The 16,548-nt window shown below is 69.1% G+C and carries 14 protein-coding genes and 1 pseudogene; 8 read left to right on the top strand and 7 right to left on the bottom strand.

Annotated features, from left to right (window positions below; all coding sequences use genetic code 11):
- Positions 1 to 142: 142 nt before the first annotated feature.
- The 5 genes and pseudogenes from QUD34_RS02300 to QUD34_RS02280 form a co-directional block, all read right to left on the bottom strand.
- Positions 143 to 1,852 (bottom strand): glutamine--tRNA ligase/YqeY domain fusion protein, encoded by a 1,710-nt coding sequence (locus QUD34_RS02300; RefSeq protein ID WP_286354976.1) that lies wholly within the window; start codon positions 1,850 to 1,852, stop codon positions 143 to 145.
- Between the two features lie 59 nt (positions 1,853 to 1,911).
- Positions 1,912 to 2,730: a pyrroline-5-carboxylate reductase gene (gene proC / locus QUD34_RS02295; protein ID WP_286354975.1), complete on the bottom strand. Its 819-nt coding sequence runs from the start codon at positions 2,728 to 2,730 to the stop codon at positions 1,912 to 1,914.
- Between the two features lie 204 nt (positions 2,731 to 2,934).
- Positions 2,935 to 3,279, bottom strand: coding sequence for a hypothetical protein (locus QUD34_RS02290; protein ID WP_286354974.1), 345 nt, complete (start codon positions 3,277 to 3,279; stop codon positions 2,935 to 2,937).
- Positions 3,279 to 4,751: a glutamate--tRNA ligase gene (gene gltX / locus QUD34_RS02285; protein WP_286354973.1), complete on the bottom strand. Its 1,473-nt coding sequence runs from the start codon at positions 4,749 to 4,751 to the stop codon at positions 3,279 to 3,281. Before gltX ends, QUD34_RS02290 begins: the two co-directional genes overlap by 1 nt.
- A 391-nt stretch (positions 4,752 to 5,142) precedes the next feature.
- Positions 5,143 to 5,715, bottom strand: a pseudogene (locus QUD34_RS02280) (GTP-binding protein); the annotation flags it as partial.
- 141 nt (positions 5,716 to 5,856) lie between these two features.
- Between QUD34_RS02280 and QUD34_RS02275 the strand changes: the two are divergent.
- Genes QUD34_RS02275 through QUD34_RS02265 form a run of 3 tightly spaced genes read left to right on the top strand, consistent with a single transcriptional unit; the run spans position 5,857 to position 7,707 of the window.
- Entirely contained in the window at positions 5,857 to 6,849 is a 993-nt protein-coding gene (locus tag QUD34_RS02275; RefSeq protein WP_286354971.1) for an FHA domain-containing protein, read from the top strand.
- A gap of 2 nt (positions 6,850 to 6,851) precedes the next feature.
- Positions 6,852 to 7,379 carry a dCTP deaminase gene (gene dcd / locus QUD34_RS02270; RefSeq protein WP_286354970.1) on the top strand — a complete coding sequence of 176 codons (528 nt, stop codon included), beginning with the start codon at positions 6,852 to 6,854 and terminating at the stop codon, positions 7,377 to 7,379.
- 55 nt (positions 7,380 to 7,434) lie between these two features.
- The gene (locus QUD34_RS02265) at positions 7,435 to 7,707 is read left to right on the top strand and encodes a hypothetical protein (protein ID WP_286354969.1); all 273 of its coding nucleotides are present in this window, start codon (positions 7,435 to 7,437) and stop codon (positions 7,705 to 7,707) included.
- Positions 7,708 to 7,770: 63 nt separating this feature from the next.
- Here QUD34_RS02265 and QUD34_RS02260 read toward each other — a convergent pair whose 3' ends face one another.
- Positions 7,771 to 9,393, bottom strand: coding sequence for an adenylate/guanylate cyclase domain-containing protein (locus tag QUD34_RS02260; RefSeq protein ID WP_286354968.1), 1,623 nt, complete (start codon positions 9,391 to 9,393; stop codon positions 7,771 to 7,773).
- A gap of 99 nt (positions 9,394 to 9,492) precedes the next feature.
- Here QUD34_RS02260 and rimO point away from each other — a divergent pair, with 99 nt between their 5' ends.
- Positions 9,493 to 10,875, top strand: coding sequence for a 30S ribosomal protein S12 methylthiotransferase RimO (gene rimO, locus QUD34_RS02255; RefSeq protein ID WP_286354967.1), 1,383 nt, complete (start codon positions 9,493 to 9,495; stop codon positions 10,873 to 10,875).
- Here the strand turns inward: rimO and QUD34_RS02250 are convergent.
- Positions 10,850 to 11,668 (bottom strand): CPBP family intramembrane glutamic endopeptidase, encoded by an 819-nt coding sequence (locus QUD34_RS02250; protein ID WP_286354966.1) that lies wholly within the window; start codon positions 11,666 to 11,668, stop codon positions 10,850 to 10,852. The genes rimO and QUD34_RS02250 overlap by 26 nt on opposite strands.
- Positions 11,669 to 11,796: 128 nt before the next feature.
- Here QUD34_RS02250 and QUD34_RS02245 point away from each other — a divergent pair, with 128 nt between their 5' ends.
- From QUD34_RS02245 to QUD34_RS02230, 4 genes are read left to right on the top strand one after another with little or no spacing between them, the layout of a single operon-like run.
- Entirely contained in the window at positions 11,797 to 13,986 is a 2,190-nt protein-coding gene (locus QUD34_RS02245; protein ID WP_286354965.1) for a DUF5916 domain-containing protein, read from the top strand.
- Positions 13,987 to 14,012: 26 nt separating this feature from the next.
- Complete coding sequence (locus QUD34_RS02240; RefSeq protein ID WP_286354964.1) at positions 14,013 to 14,681, top strand: ABC transporter ATP-binding protein; 669 nt, start codon at positions 14,013 to 14,015, stop codon at positions 14,679 to 14,681.
- A gap of 43 nt (positions 14,682 to 14,724) precedes the next feature.
- On the top strand, positions 14,725 to 15,969 hold the full coding sequence (locus tag QUD34_RS02235) for an ABC transporter permease (RefSeq protein WP_286354963.1): 1,245 nt from the start codon (positions 14,725 to 14,727) through the stop codon (positions 15,967 to 15,969).
- Positions 15,962 to 16,546, top strand: coding sequence for a phosphatidylglycerophosphatase A family protein (locus QUD34_RS02230; protein ID WP_286354962.1), 585 nt, complete (start codon positions 15,962 to 15,964; stop codon positions 16,544 to 16,546). The genes QUD34_RS02235 and QUD34_RS02230 overlap by 8 nt, the downstream gene beginning before the upstream one ends.
- The last annotated feature ends 2 nt before the right edge of the window (positions 16,547 to 16,548 follow it).

Here is a 16,548-nt window from a genome sequence, read left to right as displayed (position 1 = left end):
AAAGAACCCTGGCGGCGCCGATGCGACCTGGGTCACAGCCCCGGTCAAGGCCAGCACTCGGGCCGCAGGTAAAAGAATCGACGGTCCGGTTCTTTCGCGGCGGAGCCGCCTCGGGGAAATCCCAGGTGCAGCCTGCGATTCCTCAGCCTTTCGCCTCGATCTTGCTCCACGAATCCTTCAGCCCCACGGTCCGGTTGAACACGGGCGCGCCGGGCCGGCCGTCCGGGTCCACCGCGAAATAGCCCGTGCGCTCGAACTGGAACCGCTCGCCGGGACGGGCGTCCCGGAGGCTGGGTTCGAGGCGGGCATCGGTGAGCACCTCGAGGCTGGCCGGGTTCAAGAGGGCCTTCCAGTCCTGGCCCTCGGGCACATCCATGGGGTCCTCCTGGGTGAAGAGGGGCTCGTAGAGCCTCACTTCGGCCTTCACGGCATGGGGCGCGCTCACCCAGTGCAGCGTGCCCTTCACCTTGCGGCCGTCGGGCGCGTTGCCGCCCTTGCTGGCGGCGTCCCACTCGCAGCGGAGCTCCACCACATTGCCGGCGGCGTCCTTGAGGACCTCGCGGCAGGTCACGAGGGCCGCCCCGCGAAGGCGCACCTCCGCGCCCGGAGCCAGGCGGAACCACTTCTTGGGGGCTTCCTCGCGGAAGTCGTCCTGGTCGATGAAGAGCTCCCGGGTGAATGGCAGCCGGCGGGTCCCCATGGCCGGATCGTCCGGATGGTTGGCCACCTCGACCTCGAAGGCCTCGGCGTCCGTCATGTTGGTGATGACCACCTTCAGGGGGCGCAGCACGGCCATGCGGCGGGGCGCCCGCTTCTCCTGGTCTTCCCGGATGCAGAACTCCAGCAGGCCCACATCGGCCACCATGTCGCGCTTGGCCACGCCCACCCGTTCGGCGAAGGCCCGCACAGCCTCGGGAGTGTAGCCCCGGCGCCGCAGGCCGCAGATGGTGGGCATGCGGGGATCGTCCCAGCCCCGCACGATGCCCTCCTGCACCAGCTGGAGGAGGCGGCGCTTGCTCATCACCGTGTAGGTGAGGTTCAGGCGGGCGAACTCGATCTGGCGGGGGAGGGGGCGCTGGAAGAACTTCCCTTCGGCATCCTGCTCCAGGAACCACTCGTAGAGCGGGCGGTGGTCCTCGAACTCCAGGGTGCAGATGGAGTGGGTGATGGTCTCGATGGCGTCGGACACCCCGTGGGCGTAGTCGTACATCGGATAGATGCACCAGGTGTCGCCCGTGCGGTGGTGGTGGGCCCGGCGGATGCGGTACATGAGGGGATCGCGCAGGTTCATGTTGCCGCTCTGCATGTCGATCTTGGCCCTCAGCACCCGGGAGCCGTCCGAGAATTCCCCGGCCTTCATGCGGCGGAAGAGGTCCAGGTTCTCCTCGGGGCTGCGGTCCCGGTACGGGCTGGGCCGGCCCGGCGTGTGGAAGTTGCCCCGGTACTCGCGGATCTCCGCCTCGGAGAGGTCGCAGACATAGGCCTTGCCCTGCTGGATGAGGTATTCCGCGTAGTCGCAGAGGAAGGGGAAGTAGTCCGAGGCGTAGTGTTCGCCCTTCCACTGGAAGCCCAGCCACTGGACATCCTCGCGGATGGAGTCCACATACTCGACATCCTCCTTCACGGGGTTGGTGTCGTCGAAACGCAGGTTGGTGCCGCCGCCGTAGGCCTTCGCCAGGCCGAAGTTCAGGCAGATGCTCTTGGCGTGGCCGATGTGCAGGTAGCCGTTGGGCTCCGGCGGGAAGCGCGTGAGCACCCGCCCCCCGTGTTTGCCCGAGGCGCGGTCCGCCTCGACGATCTCCTCGATGAAGTGGAGCTTCTTGGGTTCGGGAATCGGCAGGTCAGCGGACATCGGGGCTCACAGGATGCAAACCTCAAAGATACCCGCTGGCCGGCCCTCCCCGGTAATGGTCATCCCAGCCCCGCCGCCACCTGCGTCGCGCGCTCGATGCCGCGGGCCACGACGGAGCGGATCCGGCCATCCTCCAGGACCATCAAACCGGCGATGGTGCAGCCGGCGGGCGTGGTGACCTCATCCTTGAGGGCGGCGGGGTGCCGGCCGGTTTCCAGCACCATGGAGGCGGCCCCCAGCGTCATCTGGGCGGCCAGCTCCAACGCCACGGCCCGGGGCAGGCCGCACTGGACGCCGCCTTCGGCCAGGGACTCGAGGATCACGAACATGAAGGCCGGGCCGCTGGCACTGAGGCCCGTGACCGCGTCCATGTGCTTCTCGTCCAGGTCCATGACCCGGCCCAGGGGCTCGAACAGGGCCCGGGCCTGGGCCAGCTGGGCCCCGGTGACCCCCTGCCCCGCCGCCAGCACCGTCATGCCCCGGCGGATGGCGCAGGGGGTGTTGGGCATGGCCCGCACCAGGGGGGTGCCTTCGGGCGTGTGGGCGGCCAGGAAGTCGAGGGTCGTGCCTGCGGCGATGGAGACCACCAGGGGGCGATGGTCCAGGGCGCCGGCGGCGGCGAGGCCCGCCAACAGGCCCTTCAGCTCCTTGGGCTTCACGCAGAGCAGCACCACCTCCGCCGCCTTGACCGCGGCGGCGGCGTCGCCCGAAAGGGTGATGCCCAGGGCCTCGGCCCGGGCGCGGACCGCCCCGGCGGGATGCCGCGTGGCGACCCGGAGACGCGCCGCGGGGTAGCCGGAGGCCTCCACCAGGCCGGCGCTGATGGCCTGCCCCATGGTGCCGAAGCCCAGGATGGCCAGGTCGGGGTGCATGTTCATGGGCGCTCCTCAAAACAAAAACCCCCGCACAAGGGCGGGGGAGGATGTCGGAACCCGGTGGCCGGGTCAGTGTCGCGTGCGTCTCCCCCCCGCACTCGAGGTGCTAGGGCGCGGGTCGACGAGGATGGGGCGGAGGATCATGGCACCCAGCATAGCCGGGCCCGGAGGCGAATGGGAGATTTCAGGCAGCTGGAAAGCTTCCGGCTACTGGTCCCGGCCCTGCCCCAGGGTCCACCAGGCGCAGTCGTCCAACTGGGAGACCACGAAGCCCTGCCGCATCGCCGAGATGCGCTGGAACTGCGTGCAGGTGGGGGAGTGGAAGCCCGTCGTGATCTCGCCCGGGCCCGAGCGCACGCCGAAGAAGAAGTCGGACTGCTCCAGCCCCAGGCGGAGCGCCGTCTCCTGGAGGGCCGCCCGGTGGTCCATCCCCTCCGGGATGCCCTGGATCACCTGGACCGTCTCCCCAGCGATGATCGTGGGGGCGTAGACGGCGGCGCCCTGGTCCTCCAGCACCGCGAGGGTGAGGTGGGTGAATTCCTCCAGATCCATCAGAGCCACCGCTCCAGCCGCGCCACCACCTCGTCGCGGCCGACGAGCATGAGCGTATCGAAGATGCCCGGGCTGACGGGCTTGCCGCAGAGGGCCACGCGGAGGGCCTGGGCCAGGTCCTTGGTCTTGAGGCCGTGCCTGGCCAAGATGGCGTTGATGCCCGCCTCCAGCGCGTCGTGGCCGTAGTCCGTCAGCGCACAGACCTCACCCAGAGCCGGCTTGATGGCCGGCGTCATGAACTTCTCCACGGCTTTCTCGTCGAAGGCGGCGGGACGCTCGAAGGCGAAGCGCAGGGCCTCGGCCATGTCGGTCAGGGACTTGCCCTTCTGGGTGGACTGGATGGCCTGGGCTCTCCAGGCTTCCGGCTTCTGGTCCCACATGCCGGGCACGAAGGGCCGGAGGTGGGGCTCCAGTTCCTGCCAGGAGGCCCGCTGGATGAGCTTCTGGTTCAGCCACTGCAGCTTGTCCATGTCGAAGCGGGCGGCGCTCTTCTGGCAATCGGCCAGGTCGAAGAGCTGGATCATCTGCTCATCCGTGAGCAGCTCCTCCTCGGCGCTCTCCACCGCCTTGCCGTCGATCTTGGGGGTCCAGGAGAGCCGTGCCAGGGCCAGGCGCACGGCGGAGGGCAGCAGGCCCATGGCCTGGTACTCCGTGATGCTGGTGGCGCCGTGGCGCTTGCTCAGCTTCGCGCCGTCGGCGCCCAGGATCATGGGCACATGGGCGAAGGCCGGCAGCTCGTAGCCCAGGGCCTCGAAGAGCGGGATCTGCTTGGGCGTGTTGTTCAGGTGATCGTCGCCTCGGATCACATGGGTCACTTCCATGTGGGTGTCGTCCACCACGACGCAGAAGTTGTAGGTGGGCACCCCGATCTCGCCGGGGCCCTCCCCGGTGCGAGCGATGATCCAGTCATCCAGGCTGTCGGCGGGAAAGTGGGTCTCGCCCTTGATGAGATCCGGCACCACGATGTCGCCGCCCTTGGGCATGCGGAAGCGGATGGCGGCCGGCTGGCTCGCGTCGTGGCCCGCCTCGGCGCAGCCCTTCCCGGCATCCAGCCCGCGGTTGTACTGGAAGACCTTGCCGGCGGCCTCCACGGCCTTGCGCCGTTCGTCCAGCGCCTCCCGCGAGCAGCGGCAGCGATAGGCCAGGCCCTTGTCCAGCAGCTCCTGGATCTTGGTCCGGTAGAGGTCCATGCGCTGCATCTGGCGATAGGGGCCGTGGGGGCCCTTCCACTGGCTGGGATCCCCCACCACCGGCCCCTCGTCCCAGGTCAGCCCGCACCAGGCCATGCCCTCTTCGATGATGCGGATGTTGTCGTCCGTGCTGCGGGAGAGGTCCGTATCCTCGATGCGCAGGATGAAGCGGCCGCCGTGCCTGCGGGCGAACAGCCAGCAGAACAGCGCCGTGCGCACCCCGCCGATGTGGAGCATGCCGGTGGGGGACGGGGCGAAGCGGGTGACGACCTGGCGGGACATGGGAGGGCCTCGAATCAAACCTCCAGTGTGCCCCAAGCGCGCGCACCGCGTCCGTGCGGATGCGAAAAACGCGCTGGGTTCTCCGTCCCTACTTGATGTAGAGCTTCAGCTTGATCTCGACGGGGTTTTCCCCGTTGAAGAGGCTGCGGTCCAGGACCACCGGGACCTCGACCACGCTGCTGTGCGGCATGTGGATCGGGGCGGCGACATGGGGGGTGGAGCTGGCTTCCGCGGGGATCTCCTCGATCTCCTCCAGCAGCTCGCCCGCGGACAGCTCCTCGACCTCCAGGGGCTTCGTGGAGTCCGCCGCCGGCGAGGGGGGCGGGGGCGGGGCGGCACCGGCGAGAATCGGGGGGGGCTCTTCGACCACGCCGCCGCCGTACTTGTCGGCCAGGCTCTTCAGCACCAGCCGGGCCACGCCCGTGAGGGTCTCCTTGACCCCTTCGCCCCGCATGGCGCAGGCCTCGAAGGTGGGCGCCCCGAAGAGGTTGATTTCCCGGTCCAGCGTCTCCACGGGCAGGGCGTTCGGCGTGTCCCGCTTGTTCCACTGGATGACATGGGGGATCTTCGACAGGTCGGCGCCCTGGTCCTTGAGGTTGACGATGAGGTTCTGGAAGCTCTCTTTGTTGCTTTCCAGGGCCGGAGCCTGGGAATCCGCCACGAAGACCACCGCGTCGGCGCCCCGGAGCACCAGCTTGCGGGTGGCGTCGTAGAAGACCTGGCCGGGCACGGTGTAGAGCTGGACCCGGGTCTTCATGCCCCGGATGGTGCCGAGGTCGATGGGCAGGAAATCGAAGAACAGCATGCGATCCGTCTGGGTGGCCAGGGACAGCATCTTGCCGCGTCCCTCGCCGGGCAGGATGTCGTAGACATGCTGGAGATTGGTGGTCTTCCCGCACAGGCCGGGGCCGTAGTAGACGATCTTGGCCGTCAACTCCTTCGTGGCCGCATTGAAAAGCACCATGCCTGCACCTTCGCGATCTCCGGGGAAGATTGGCGGGTCTGCGGAACCCCGTCAAGAAAGAACCGAGATTCCGGTTCGGGCCCCCGCCTTCCCCGCGGGTGCGCTACACTTCCGGCCATCCCACCATCCCCGAGGGTTTCTATGGCCAAGCTGCTGGTGCACGAAAGCGCGGGCATCCGAGAGTTCGAGATCGTGGACGAGGAAGTCCACATGGGGCGCGAGCTGGACAACACGCTGCGCCTTCCCGACCCGAGCATCAGCCGCCACCACTGCGTGATCCGGAAGGTGGGCGGCGGCTACGAGGTCCAGGACCTCCAGAGCAGCAACGGAGTCCTGGTCAACGGAAACCGCGTCCAGTCCTCCCCGCTGCGGGACGGGGACCGCGTCACCCTGGGCCAGGTCCAGCTCACCTTCCAGGATCCGCGGCCCGAAGGCGCCACCGTGGCCATCAACCGGGACGAGGTCCCGGCCGTCCCCACGGGCACCGTGCGCATGTCCGCCGACGAACTGGCGGCCATCCATACCGGCAAGCCGCCCGCTGGCGATCCGGCGCCGAAGGGCCCCGCCTCGGACCAGATCATCACCGGCCCCATCCCCAACGCGCCCAAGGGCATCCCGCCGGTGGCGCCACCGCCCGCCCCCAGGCCCGTCCCGCATACTGGCCAGCCCGCCGGCCCGGCCGAGCAGTCCTTCCTGGGCTCCCTCCTGCCGGCCATCCCCGACGATGCCGTGCCCACGGGTGAGCGGGGCGATCTGGTCACGCGCCTGCTGGCGGTGCTCATCGATGTGGTCCCGGCGATCCTCCTCTCCATCGCCTTCACGATCCTGGGCATCGTGCCCTATGTGGGCTGCATCCTGCTGCCCCTCAACATCGTCGCCCAGCTTGCCTACTACTGGTTCTTCGTGCCCTGGTGCGTGTCGAAGTACGGCGCCAGCATCGGCAAGAAGGTCATGAAGCTGCGGGTGGTGCCCGAAGGCAACCCCCAGGGCCGCCTCGACCTGGGCCCCGCGATCCTGCGCCAGATCGGCAACATCCTCGCCCTGAACCTCATCGTGCTGGCCGTCAAGGGCGATGAGCGCACCAGCCTCAGCGACATGTTGGCGAAATCGGAAGTCCTGAAAGTGGACCGCTGACGGTGATCCTCACCGGCCGTCAGATCCTCGAGGCCCGGGCCCAGGGCCGGATCCGCATCGACCCCTGGCGCGACGACCAGCTCAACCCGAACAGCTACAACCTGCGTCTGGGCGAGGATCTGGCCATCTACACCGACACCGAGCTCGACATGGCCAAGCCCAACGGCATCGAGTTCCTGAAGATCCCCGCCGAGGGCCTGCTGCTGAAGCCGGGAACGCTCTACCTGGGGCGCACCCTGGAGTACACGGAGACCCACGGCATGGTCCCCATGCTCGAGGGCCGCAGCAGCGTGGGCCGGCTGGGCCTCTTCGTCCATGTCACGGCCGGTTTCGGCGACATCGGCTTCTGCGGCTTCTGGACCCTGGAGATCAGCTGCATCCAGCCCGTTCGGATCTACGCCGGCGTGGGCATCTGCCAGATCTTCTACCACACCGTCAGCGGCGACTACGACAGCTACGACTCGGGCAAATACCAGCACAACTCGGGCATCCAGCCGTCCATGCTGTGGAAGGATTTCGTCAAAGAGTAGTGGCGGCACGACATCGATCGCATAGAATCACCTCAACCCAACCTCGAGGTGATTCATGCCGATTCCGGCCGCGCTTCCTTTACTCGGGCTCCTGCAGCCCCACACCAATGACGCCGCCCTGGCGGGCCTGGCCGCCGCCGGCTGCATGGTCTGGCTCGTGGTCCTCCTCGCGATGGTGGTCTTCCCCATCTTCTGCTTCTGGCGCATCTTCCAGAAGGCCGGCTACAACGGCGCCATGGCCCTGCTCTGCCTCATCCCGGGCATCGGCATGATCATCGTCCTCTGCATCCTGGCCTTCGGGACCTGGCCCGCCGGCCAGAGGAACTGACCGCACTCAATGCACGAAGGCCCCGGGACCCAGGTCCCGGGGCCTTTTCCGTCAGCGGGAAGCCTAGCCCCGATCCGGGATGGTCGCGGTCCCTTCCGGCGCCCAGAGCACCTCGAAGGGCCGCACCTCCTGTTCGATGCCCTTGAGGGCGAAGCCCTCCAGCTGGCGCAGCCGGTCCCTCCCCACCAGGTCCGCCGTGCGCGGGCCGACGACGATCTGGCCGGGCTTGGCCACGCTGCTCTCCAGGCGCGAAGCCAGGTTCACAGTGCTGCCCATCACCGTGTAGTCCATGCGCTTTTCGCAGCCGATGTCGCCCGCGAAGGCCTCGCCGCTGTTGATGCCGATGCGCATCTTCAGCTCGGGATAGCCTTCCGGCCGGGCGGCATTCAGGGCCTGCAGGATCTGCTGCATGGCCGTGGCGGCCTCCACGGCATGGCGCGCGTGGTCGGGATCGGGGCTGGGGGCGCCGAAGAAGGCCATGATGGCGTCGCCGATGTACTTATCGAGGGTGCCGCCCCGGCTGAAGATCTGGTCGGTCATGGCCTCGAAGGTGCGGTTCAGGATGCCCGCCAGCACCAGGGGCTCCATGCCCTCGCTCATGCGCGTGAAGCCCGAAATGTCGGCGAAGAGCACGCTGATCTGGCAGCGCTGGGCCTGGAGCGCCGGCGCCTCCTTGTTCTGGCTGGACTTGAGGATCTGATCCACCACCGCCGGGCTGTGGTAGCGCTCCAGGCGCTGCCGGAACTTGGCCTCGCGCTCGCGCTGGATGCCCACGGCGGCGAAGTTGGCCATGGCGCTCAGCAGGTGCTCGTCCTCGCGCTTGAAGCCGCCCTTGCTGAGGCTGGTTTCCAGGTAGATCACGCCGAAGGCCTGATCCTCCACGATGAGCGGGGCGCAGAGGGCCGAGGTGATGCCGTGGATCTTGATGCTCTCGCCGGCGCTGAACCGGGGGTCCATGCGGGCATCCGTGGTGAGGATGGCCACGCGGTCCTTCATGGCGGTGTGGGCGATGGTGCGGCTGATGGGATTGGCGTGCAGCCCCGGCTGCTCTTCCCAGACCAGCTCGGGCACCAGCTCGCCCCCGGCATCGGCCAGGAGGATGAAGCCCCGCTGGCAGGGGATCTGGGCCGTGACCAGGCCCATCACCGATTCCAGCAGCTCCGTGAGGCCGGCGGCCCGGAGCAGGGTGCCCGCCATGCTCGCCAGGCGCTGGAACAGCGTCACGGCCTCGCCCGCCGGATGCTGGCCGCTGGCCTGGGCCAGCATGGCCTCCAGGCTGGCGTGGGGCACGAGGATCGAACCGGAGGCGTCGAAGGCCCGATCTTCGAGCGAGATCCTCGAGATGCCCGCCTTGGGAGCGAGGGTCATGTTCAATCCCGGCGCCGGGGGCCCGGCGGGGGCGCCCTCGGGCACCCACATCACCATGGCCTCGCCGAGCAGCACCGTGTCCCCGGGATGCAGCGGCTCGGGCCCGGACAGCGTCGCCCCGTTGAGGGAGGTGCCGTTCAGGGACTTCATGTCCATCACATGGGGCTGGCCATCCTTCAGGAAGATGCGGGCGTGGACCCGGCTCACGGCATTGGCCTGGATGCGGATGGTGGCCTGGTCGCCCCGGCCGATGGTCACGCCGTCTTCCGTGAGCGTCACGGGGTATAAGGCGCCATCTACCTGGAGGGTGAGCTTCATGGGCATTCCGGAGGGGTGGTGAGTTTATCACGCGCTGCTGACGGTATCGGCAGGGCGCGGTATTCTATGAGGTTCCACCAGCAGGTGGTCGGAGGTCCGTTGACCAAAGTCGGTTTCATGTCCCTGGGCTGCCCCAAGAACCTGGTGGATTCGGAAGTCATGCTGGGCCACCTGCGGCTCAAGGGCTACCAGATCACCCCCGTGCTGGAGGAGGCCCAGGTGCTGGTGGTGAACACCTGCGGCTTCATCGACGCCGCCAAGCAGGAGAGCGTCGAGGCCATCCTCCAGGCCGCCTCCATGAAGAAGGAGGGGGCCTGCCAGAAACTCATCGTGGCCGGCTGCCTGGTGGAGCGGTACCGCGACGAGCTCATGGCTGAGATGCCGGAGATCGACGCGTGCCTGGGCACCCGGGACATCGAGCAGATCGCCGAGGTGATCGGCGCTGGAGCCGCCTTCGAGCTGAATCCCAACCCCGACTACCTCTACACCGAGCAGAGCCCTCGGATGCTCACCACGCCCAAGGCCAGCGCCTACCTGAAGATCAGTGAAGGCTGCGACCACGCCTGCGCCTTCTGCGTCATCCCCCGGCTCCGCGGTGGCCAGCGCAGCCGCAGCGTCGAGAGCGTCGTGGCCGAGGCCCGGAACCTCGTGGCCCAGGGTGTCCTCGAGATCAGCCTCGTGGGGCAGGACACCACGGACTACGGTCGCGACTTCGGCGATCCCGATGCCCTGGAGAAGCTGGTCCGCGCCCTGGGCCAGGTGGAGGGCCTCCGCTGGTTCCGCATCCACTACGCCTACCCGAACCGCCTCACGGACGGCCTGCTGCATGCCATCGCCGAGACGCCGAACTGCGCCCGCTATCTGGACATGCCGCTGCAGCACGCGGACGCGGCCATCCTCAAGGCCATGGCCCGCGGCGGCAGCCGCGCCCAGTTCCTGAAGCTGCTCGAGAAGGTGCGCCGCATCGTGCCGGGCATCGCCATCCGGTCCAACTTCATCGTGGGCTTCCCCGGCGAGGACGACGCCGCCTTCGAGGAGCTGAAGGCCTTCGTGAAGGAGGCCCGCTTCGACCATGTGGGCGTCTTCACCTACAGCCCCGAGGAGGGGACTTCCGCCTTCGGCCTGGGCGACCCCATCCCCAAGCGGACCAAGGAGTCCCGCAAGCGCCGCATTCTGGAGCTGCAGCAGAAGATCGCCCGGGAGAAGAACCAGGAGAAGGTGGGCCAGGTCATCGAGGTGCTCGTGGAGGGCGCCCATGAGGAGACCGACCTCCTGGTCAAGGGCCGCCACGCGGGCCAGGCCCCGGACATCGACGGCAATGTGCTGCTGGTGGACGGTGCGCCCCAGGTCAACACCATCCAGAAGGTGCGCATCGTGAAGGCCCACGCCTACGACCTCATCGGCGAGGTCGAGGAGGGCGGCCTGGAGGCCAGCACCGCCGCCTACGAAACCGCCTTCAAGGCGAGGAGCTCAACCCGCTGATCCGCCCGCGGACTCGGGTCGATCCCAGGAAGGCGAGGCAGGCCAGGCCCCCGGCCCCGAGCATGACAATGAGGAGCCAGCTCGCGTGCCCGGCCTCGAGGGCGGCCGCGGGGCCCCACCGGCTCAACGCGAAGACGGCCCCGTTGTTGGTGGCATGGCCGACGAAGGCGGGCCACAGGGATCCCGTGCGGAGAACCAGCCAGCCGAGGAAGAGCCCGAGGGCGAAGGTTCCCGGCAGCTTGACCCAGCTGCCGTGGAGCAGCGCGAACACGAGGGCCGTGAACAGCAGGGCCCGCCGATCCCCCGCGAGCTCGCGGATCCGCGCCAGGCCATAGCCCCGGCACAGGACTTCCTCCGAGAGGGGCGCCCCGAGCACCAGGCCCAGCACGCCGACCGAGGTCATGGGGTTGGGAAGGCTGGGCAGGCCGACGAGTCGATCCACGATCAGCGCCCAGCCCACCACCAGCGGGATGAAAGCCAGGACGCACAGGGCCGTCCAGATCAGGACCCCCCAGCTCACGGCAGCCAGGGGAAGCGCCCTCCGCCACTGCCTACCCCAGGCGGAGGTCGCCACCCAGAGGACCCCGGGCACCACCGCGAGAAGGGCCAGGAACCCCAAGAAGAGCCCCAGGCGGAGGTGCGTCTTCATGACGAGGGCGGAGGCCAGCCCCAGGGGGAAGGTGAACAGGTGGTACCACGCGGCGAGCCCCAGACCCGCCCCCACGCCCGCGAAGGCCCGGTTGACGCGGTGGGCGTCAGGGGCAGACACGGCGGGGCTGGGGGCTTCCGTCATCGGGGGTCCAGGCGTGGGGTGGGATCACTTGAACATGGCGCCAGAGGAAAAGCCAGGTCGTGCCTAAACGGACCTGCGAAAGTCCTCGTAGGCCCACCCGAGTCCTTCTTTGATTCGGGGATCCCTTCATGCGTGTTCCGGCCCTGCCCCTTCTGTGCCTGCCCATCCTGGCCTCTCAGGCGCCCAACCCGCCCCACCTCGCCATCCCCCGGCTGGCCCAGGCGCCTTCCATGGCCCGCGATGCGGACCTCTCCACCTGGAAGGAGGCCCTGGTCCTCACCGAGTTCGGCATGATCATGCCGGACGACAAGGGTGAGAACCGCTGGCCCACCATCGTCCATGTGGGCTGGGGCCCCGATGCGCTCTATGTGGCCGTGGAGGCCAAGGACCCGGAGCCCGCGAAGATCCACGCCGCCCGGCACATGCGTGACACCAACAACGGCGACTTCGACTTCGTGGGCGTGGACCTGGATCCCTCCGGCAAGGGCCAGAGCATCGCCCGCTTCTTCGTGACGCCCCTGGGCGGCCAGATCGACGAGATCATGACCGACAGCACCGGAGAGAACGCCTCCTACGACTGCCTCTGGGATTCCACCGGCGTGCTGACGCCGGACGGCTATGTCGTGAAGATGCGCATCCCCTACAGCAGCCTGCGCCGCCGCCCCGGCGACTGGGCCTTCCGCATCCTGCGCATCATCCCCCGGGAGCGACGCTACGGTATCTCCTGGCCCCGCATGAGCAAGGATGTGCAGTGCGACATCTGCCAGATGGCCCGGGTCTCCGGTGCCCCGGTGGACAAGCCCGGCTCCCCCTTCCTGCTCATCCCCTTCGCCACCCATGCCCGCACCCAATCCCTGGAAACCGATCCGGCCGCGCGCCCGGAGTCCAAGACCCGCCTGGGCATGGATCTCCGCTACGCCACCACGGCCCTGACCTTCGAAGGCACCTACCGCCCCGACTTCGCCACGGCCGACGCGGATGTGGACCCGCTCCAGATCAACAGCCGCTTTCGAGTGTTCTACCCCGAGCGGCGCCCCTTTTTCCTGGAGGGCATGGATCTGCTCTCCCCGCCCTCCGCTCAGCGGCAATTCTTCAGCCGCTCCATCCAGAGCCCCCTCTACGGCCTCAAGGTCTCGGGCCAGGACTCGCTGGCCAGCTGGACCGTGCTCCACGCCAAGGACGAGGATGGCGGCCTCATGCTGAGCGCCAACGGCGCCCGGGGCGTGGACGGACTGCCCACCCGCGACACGGCGGCGGCGCTGCGCCTTCAGCTGGACGGCCGGGGTTCGGGCCTGTCCTTCCTCGGCACGGACAAGCGCCTGCAGGGCGGGCCGGATGCCGCCGGTGGACTGATCGGCGGTCAGAGCGGCGGCATCTACCTGGATCAGTACCTGGGCTCCGAATTCCATGTCATCGGCAGCGCCATGAGCGCCACCTCGCGCCTGCCCCAGGCCGACGGCGGCCTCCTCTCCCAGCGCGGGACCTCCACCTCGGCCGAACTGGACTGGAACACCCGCCACTGGTTCGCGTCGGCCGTCAACCAGACCACCAGCCCCGGCCTCGTGCTGGTCTCGGGGTTCACGGACCTCCGGGGCTACCGCCAGCAGACCGGGTCCTTCGGATGGCAAGGCACCTGGAACGGCGGGCGGTTCTCCCAGGCGAACGCCAGCCTGCGCGGACGGCGCCTCACCTGGTGGAACGGCAATCCCTTCGATCGCGCCGTGGGCCTGAGCGCCTATGTGGAGACCGCCAACCGCTGGGCCTGGAGCGTGGACTGGGACATCGCGGGGCGCACCTGGGCCGATGACGAGGTGACCTCCAACGCCACCCGCAACATCAACATGGCCCTGAGCTGGAAGAAGCTCAGCTGGGCGCAGCTGCTGGCCCGGGTCATCGAGGGGCGCACCATCGATCTGGCCACCGGCGCCCCGGCGCGCATCCACACCACCAGCTTCAGCTCCCACGGCGCCGTGGGAGATGTCTGCTACGACCTGACGGCCCAGAGGACGGAGCTGAGTCGCGAGTCCGACGACCTGCGGCTCGTGCGGGCCCGGAAGCTGACCACCACGGCCACCTACCAGATGCCCCGCTTCTTCTACCTGAAGGCCCAGGCCTTCGTGGTGCGGTACGACGGGTCGGAGATCGACGGCGTGGACAAGTTCCTCAAGGCCTTCCTGGGCTGGCAGCCCAATGCCTTCACCAACGCCTATGTGGGCTGGTCCGGCCAGCGGCGGCGGGATCCCCTCGCCATCCTCCCCACCGAACGGATGGTGGAGCGGGGGCTCTTCGCCAAGCTGGCCTGGGCCATGCAGTTCTGAATCAAAGGGAAGGCTACACTGGTCGGATGCTGCAGTTCCGCAACCTGACCCGCGCCTATGAACTCGGCGGCGAGCGCGCCGGCGTGTTCGGCGTGACGCTGGCGGTGCCGAAAGGCTGCCTGGCCGTCCTGGCAGGGCCCAGCGGGAGCGGCAAGACCACCCTGCTCCAGCTGGCGGGCCTGCTGGATCAGCCTGACGAGGGCGCCGTCCTCCTGGATGGACAGGAGGTGTCCAGCCTGTCGGAGCGGGAGCGCTGCGACCTCCGCCTGCGGCGCCTGGGCTTCGTGTTCCAGGCCTTCAACCTGGTGCCGGTGCTCTCCGCCCTGGAAAATGCGATGCTGCCCCTGCAGCTCCAGGGGATCGCCGAGGTCGAGGCCCGCCGCCGCGCCGCCGCCGCCCTGGACCGCGTGGGACTCGCGGACCGCCTGCATCACCGCCCCGGCCAGCTGAGCGGCGGCCAGCAACAGCGGGTCGCCATCGCCCGCGCTCTGGCCCCGGACCCGCTCCTGGTGCTGGCGGACGAACCCACCGCCAGCCTCGACCACGCCCATGGCGGGCCGCTCATGGACCTCATGGCGGATCTCGCCGCTGAGCGAGGCGCGACCTTCCTCGTGGCCAGCCACGACCCCGCTGTCATCGCCCGGGCCCATCGGGTGTACCGCCTCGCTGACGGGCGGCTGGTGGAGGCGGCATGAAGAAAAAACGGGTCCTGCCTTCCCGTGGCCCTGGGGTGCGCCCGTGATCCTCGCGCGCCTGGCCCTCCGCAACCTGCTGCGCCAGCGGCGGCGCACGGCCCTCACGCTCATGGTGGTGGTGGCCGGCTTCCTCGCCCTGAGCCTGGCCGGGGGCTTCATGGCCCAGACCTTCCAGGGGCTGTCCGATGCCGCCATCCGCGGGGGCCTGGGCCACCTCCAGGTCATGCCCCCCGGCGCCCTGGAGGGTGACGAGGCCCAGAGCCTGGAGCGGGCCCTGCCCGACGGGGAGGCGCTGGCCCTGAAGCTGCGCCGGGACCCGGCCGTGGCCGAGGTACTGCCCCGCATCCAGTTCATGGGCCTGCTGTCCAGCGGCGCGAAGAGCGTGGCCTTCCTCGGCACGGCCGTGGATCCCGTGCTGGAGCCGAAGCACATGGCCTGCCTCGATTCGCTGAAGGACGGCGCCACGGCCCCCGGCGGCACCGGTTCCCGCTGGCTCTCCGCCGACCCCTCGGCCCGGGAGGTGATCCTTGGCACGGGCCTGGCGCGGGCCCTGGGCGCCTCGGTGGGCAGCTCGCTCACCCTGATGTCCACCACCCGCGACGGCGCGCTGAACGCCGTGGATGTGGAGGTCGTGGGCCTCCAGGATCTGGGACTCCGCGAACTCAACGATCGCGTCCTCACCGCGAGCCTGGGCACCGCGGGGCAGCTGTTGGACGCGGGGGCGGCCCGGTCGCGGCTGTCCGTCGTGCTGAAGCGACCCCAGGACACCGCTTCTGAGCAGGGGCGGATCCAAACCCTGCTGCCGGACACCTCCGTGAAACCATGGTTCGAGCTGGCCTCCTTCTATCGGCAGGTGAAGCTGCTCTACTTCGCCATCTTCGGCTTCATGGGCTTGGTGCTGTTCCTGGTGGTGCTGCTGGCCACGGTCAACACCCTGCTGATGTCGGTCATGGAGCGGGTGCGCGAGTTCGGCGTCCTGCGGGCCATGGGCCTGCAGCCGGGGCAGCTGCTGAAGCTGCTCCAGTGGGAGGGGGCCTTCCTGGGCTTCATGGGCAGCGCCCTCGGCCTGGCGACCACGCTCCTGCTGCGGGCGGGACTCAACGCCCTCCACCTCCAGATGCCCGCCCCTCCCGGCACCAGCCACGGCTATGAACTGAACATCCACTTCGTCCCCGGCGTCTACGCCATCGTGGCCCTGGGGCTGCAGGCGACCCTCCAGGTGAGCGCCCTGTTCCCGGGCCTCAAGGCCGCCCGGCTGCGCATCGTGGAGGCGCTGAGACATGTCTGAAGAACAGGCTTCAGCCCTCGGTCCTCAGTCCTCAGGGAAGAAGGCGCCGCGGATCGCCTGGTGGTTGGCCACGGGGTTCGGCAGCGGGTATCTGAGGCCGGCCCCGGGTACCTGGGGCAGCCTGGCGGGGCTGGGGGCCTGGCTGCTGCTGGTGCTCAACCTGCGCGGCCAGGCCTGGGCGCCCTGGCTCCGGCTGGCGGCCCCCCTGGCCCTCACCCTGCTGGCCGCCTGGGCGGCGGGACGCGTCGTGGCGGAGACGGGCCAGAAGGACCCCTCCTTCGTCGTGATCGACGAGTGGGCGGGCCTCTGGTTCGCGCTCACGCCGCTGCTCTTCACGGTCACGGTCCAGCCCCAGCCCTGGAGCCTGTGGGCCGCCCGGCTGGTGGCGCCCTTCCTACTCTTCCGCCTCTTCGACATCTGGAAGCCCGGCCCCGTGGACACCGCCCAGCGCCTGCCCGGGGGCTGGGGTGTGGTCATGGACGATGTGCTGGCAGGCCTGTTTGCCGCGCTCTTCGTGTGGCCCCTGGACCAGTGGCTGGGCGCCCGGTCGCTGCTGCACCCGGAGCTGTGGCGCTAGCC

The sequence above is a fragment of the Geothrix oryzae genome (assembly GCF_030295385.1).
Classification (GTDB): Bacteria; Acidobacteriota; Holophagae; order Holophagales; family Holophagaceae; genus Geothrix; species Geothrix oryzae.
The sequence above is the reverse complement of the archived record's forward strand: the minus strand, read 5'-3'. Positions and strand labels throughout refer to the sequence as shown.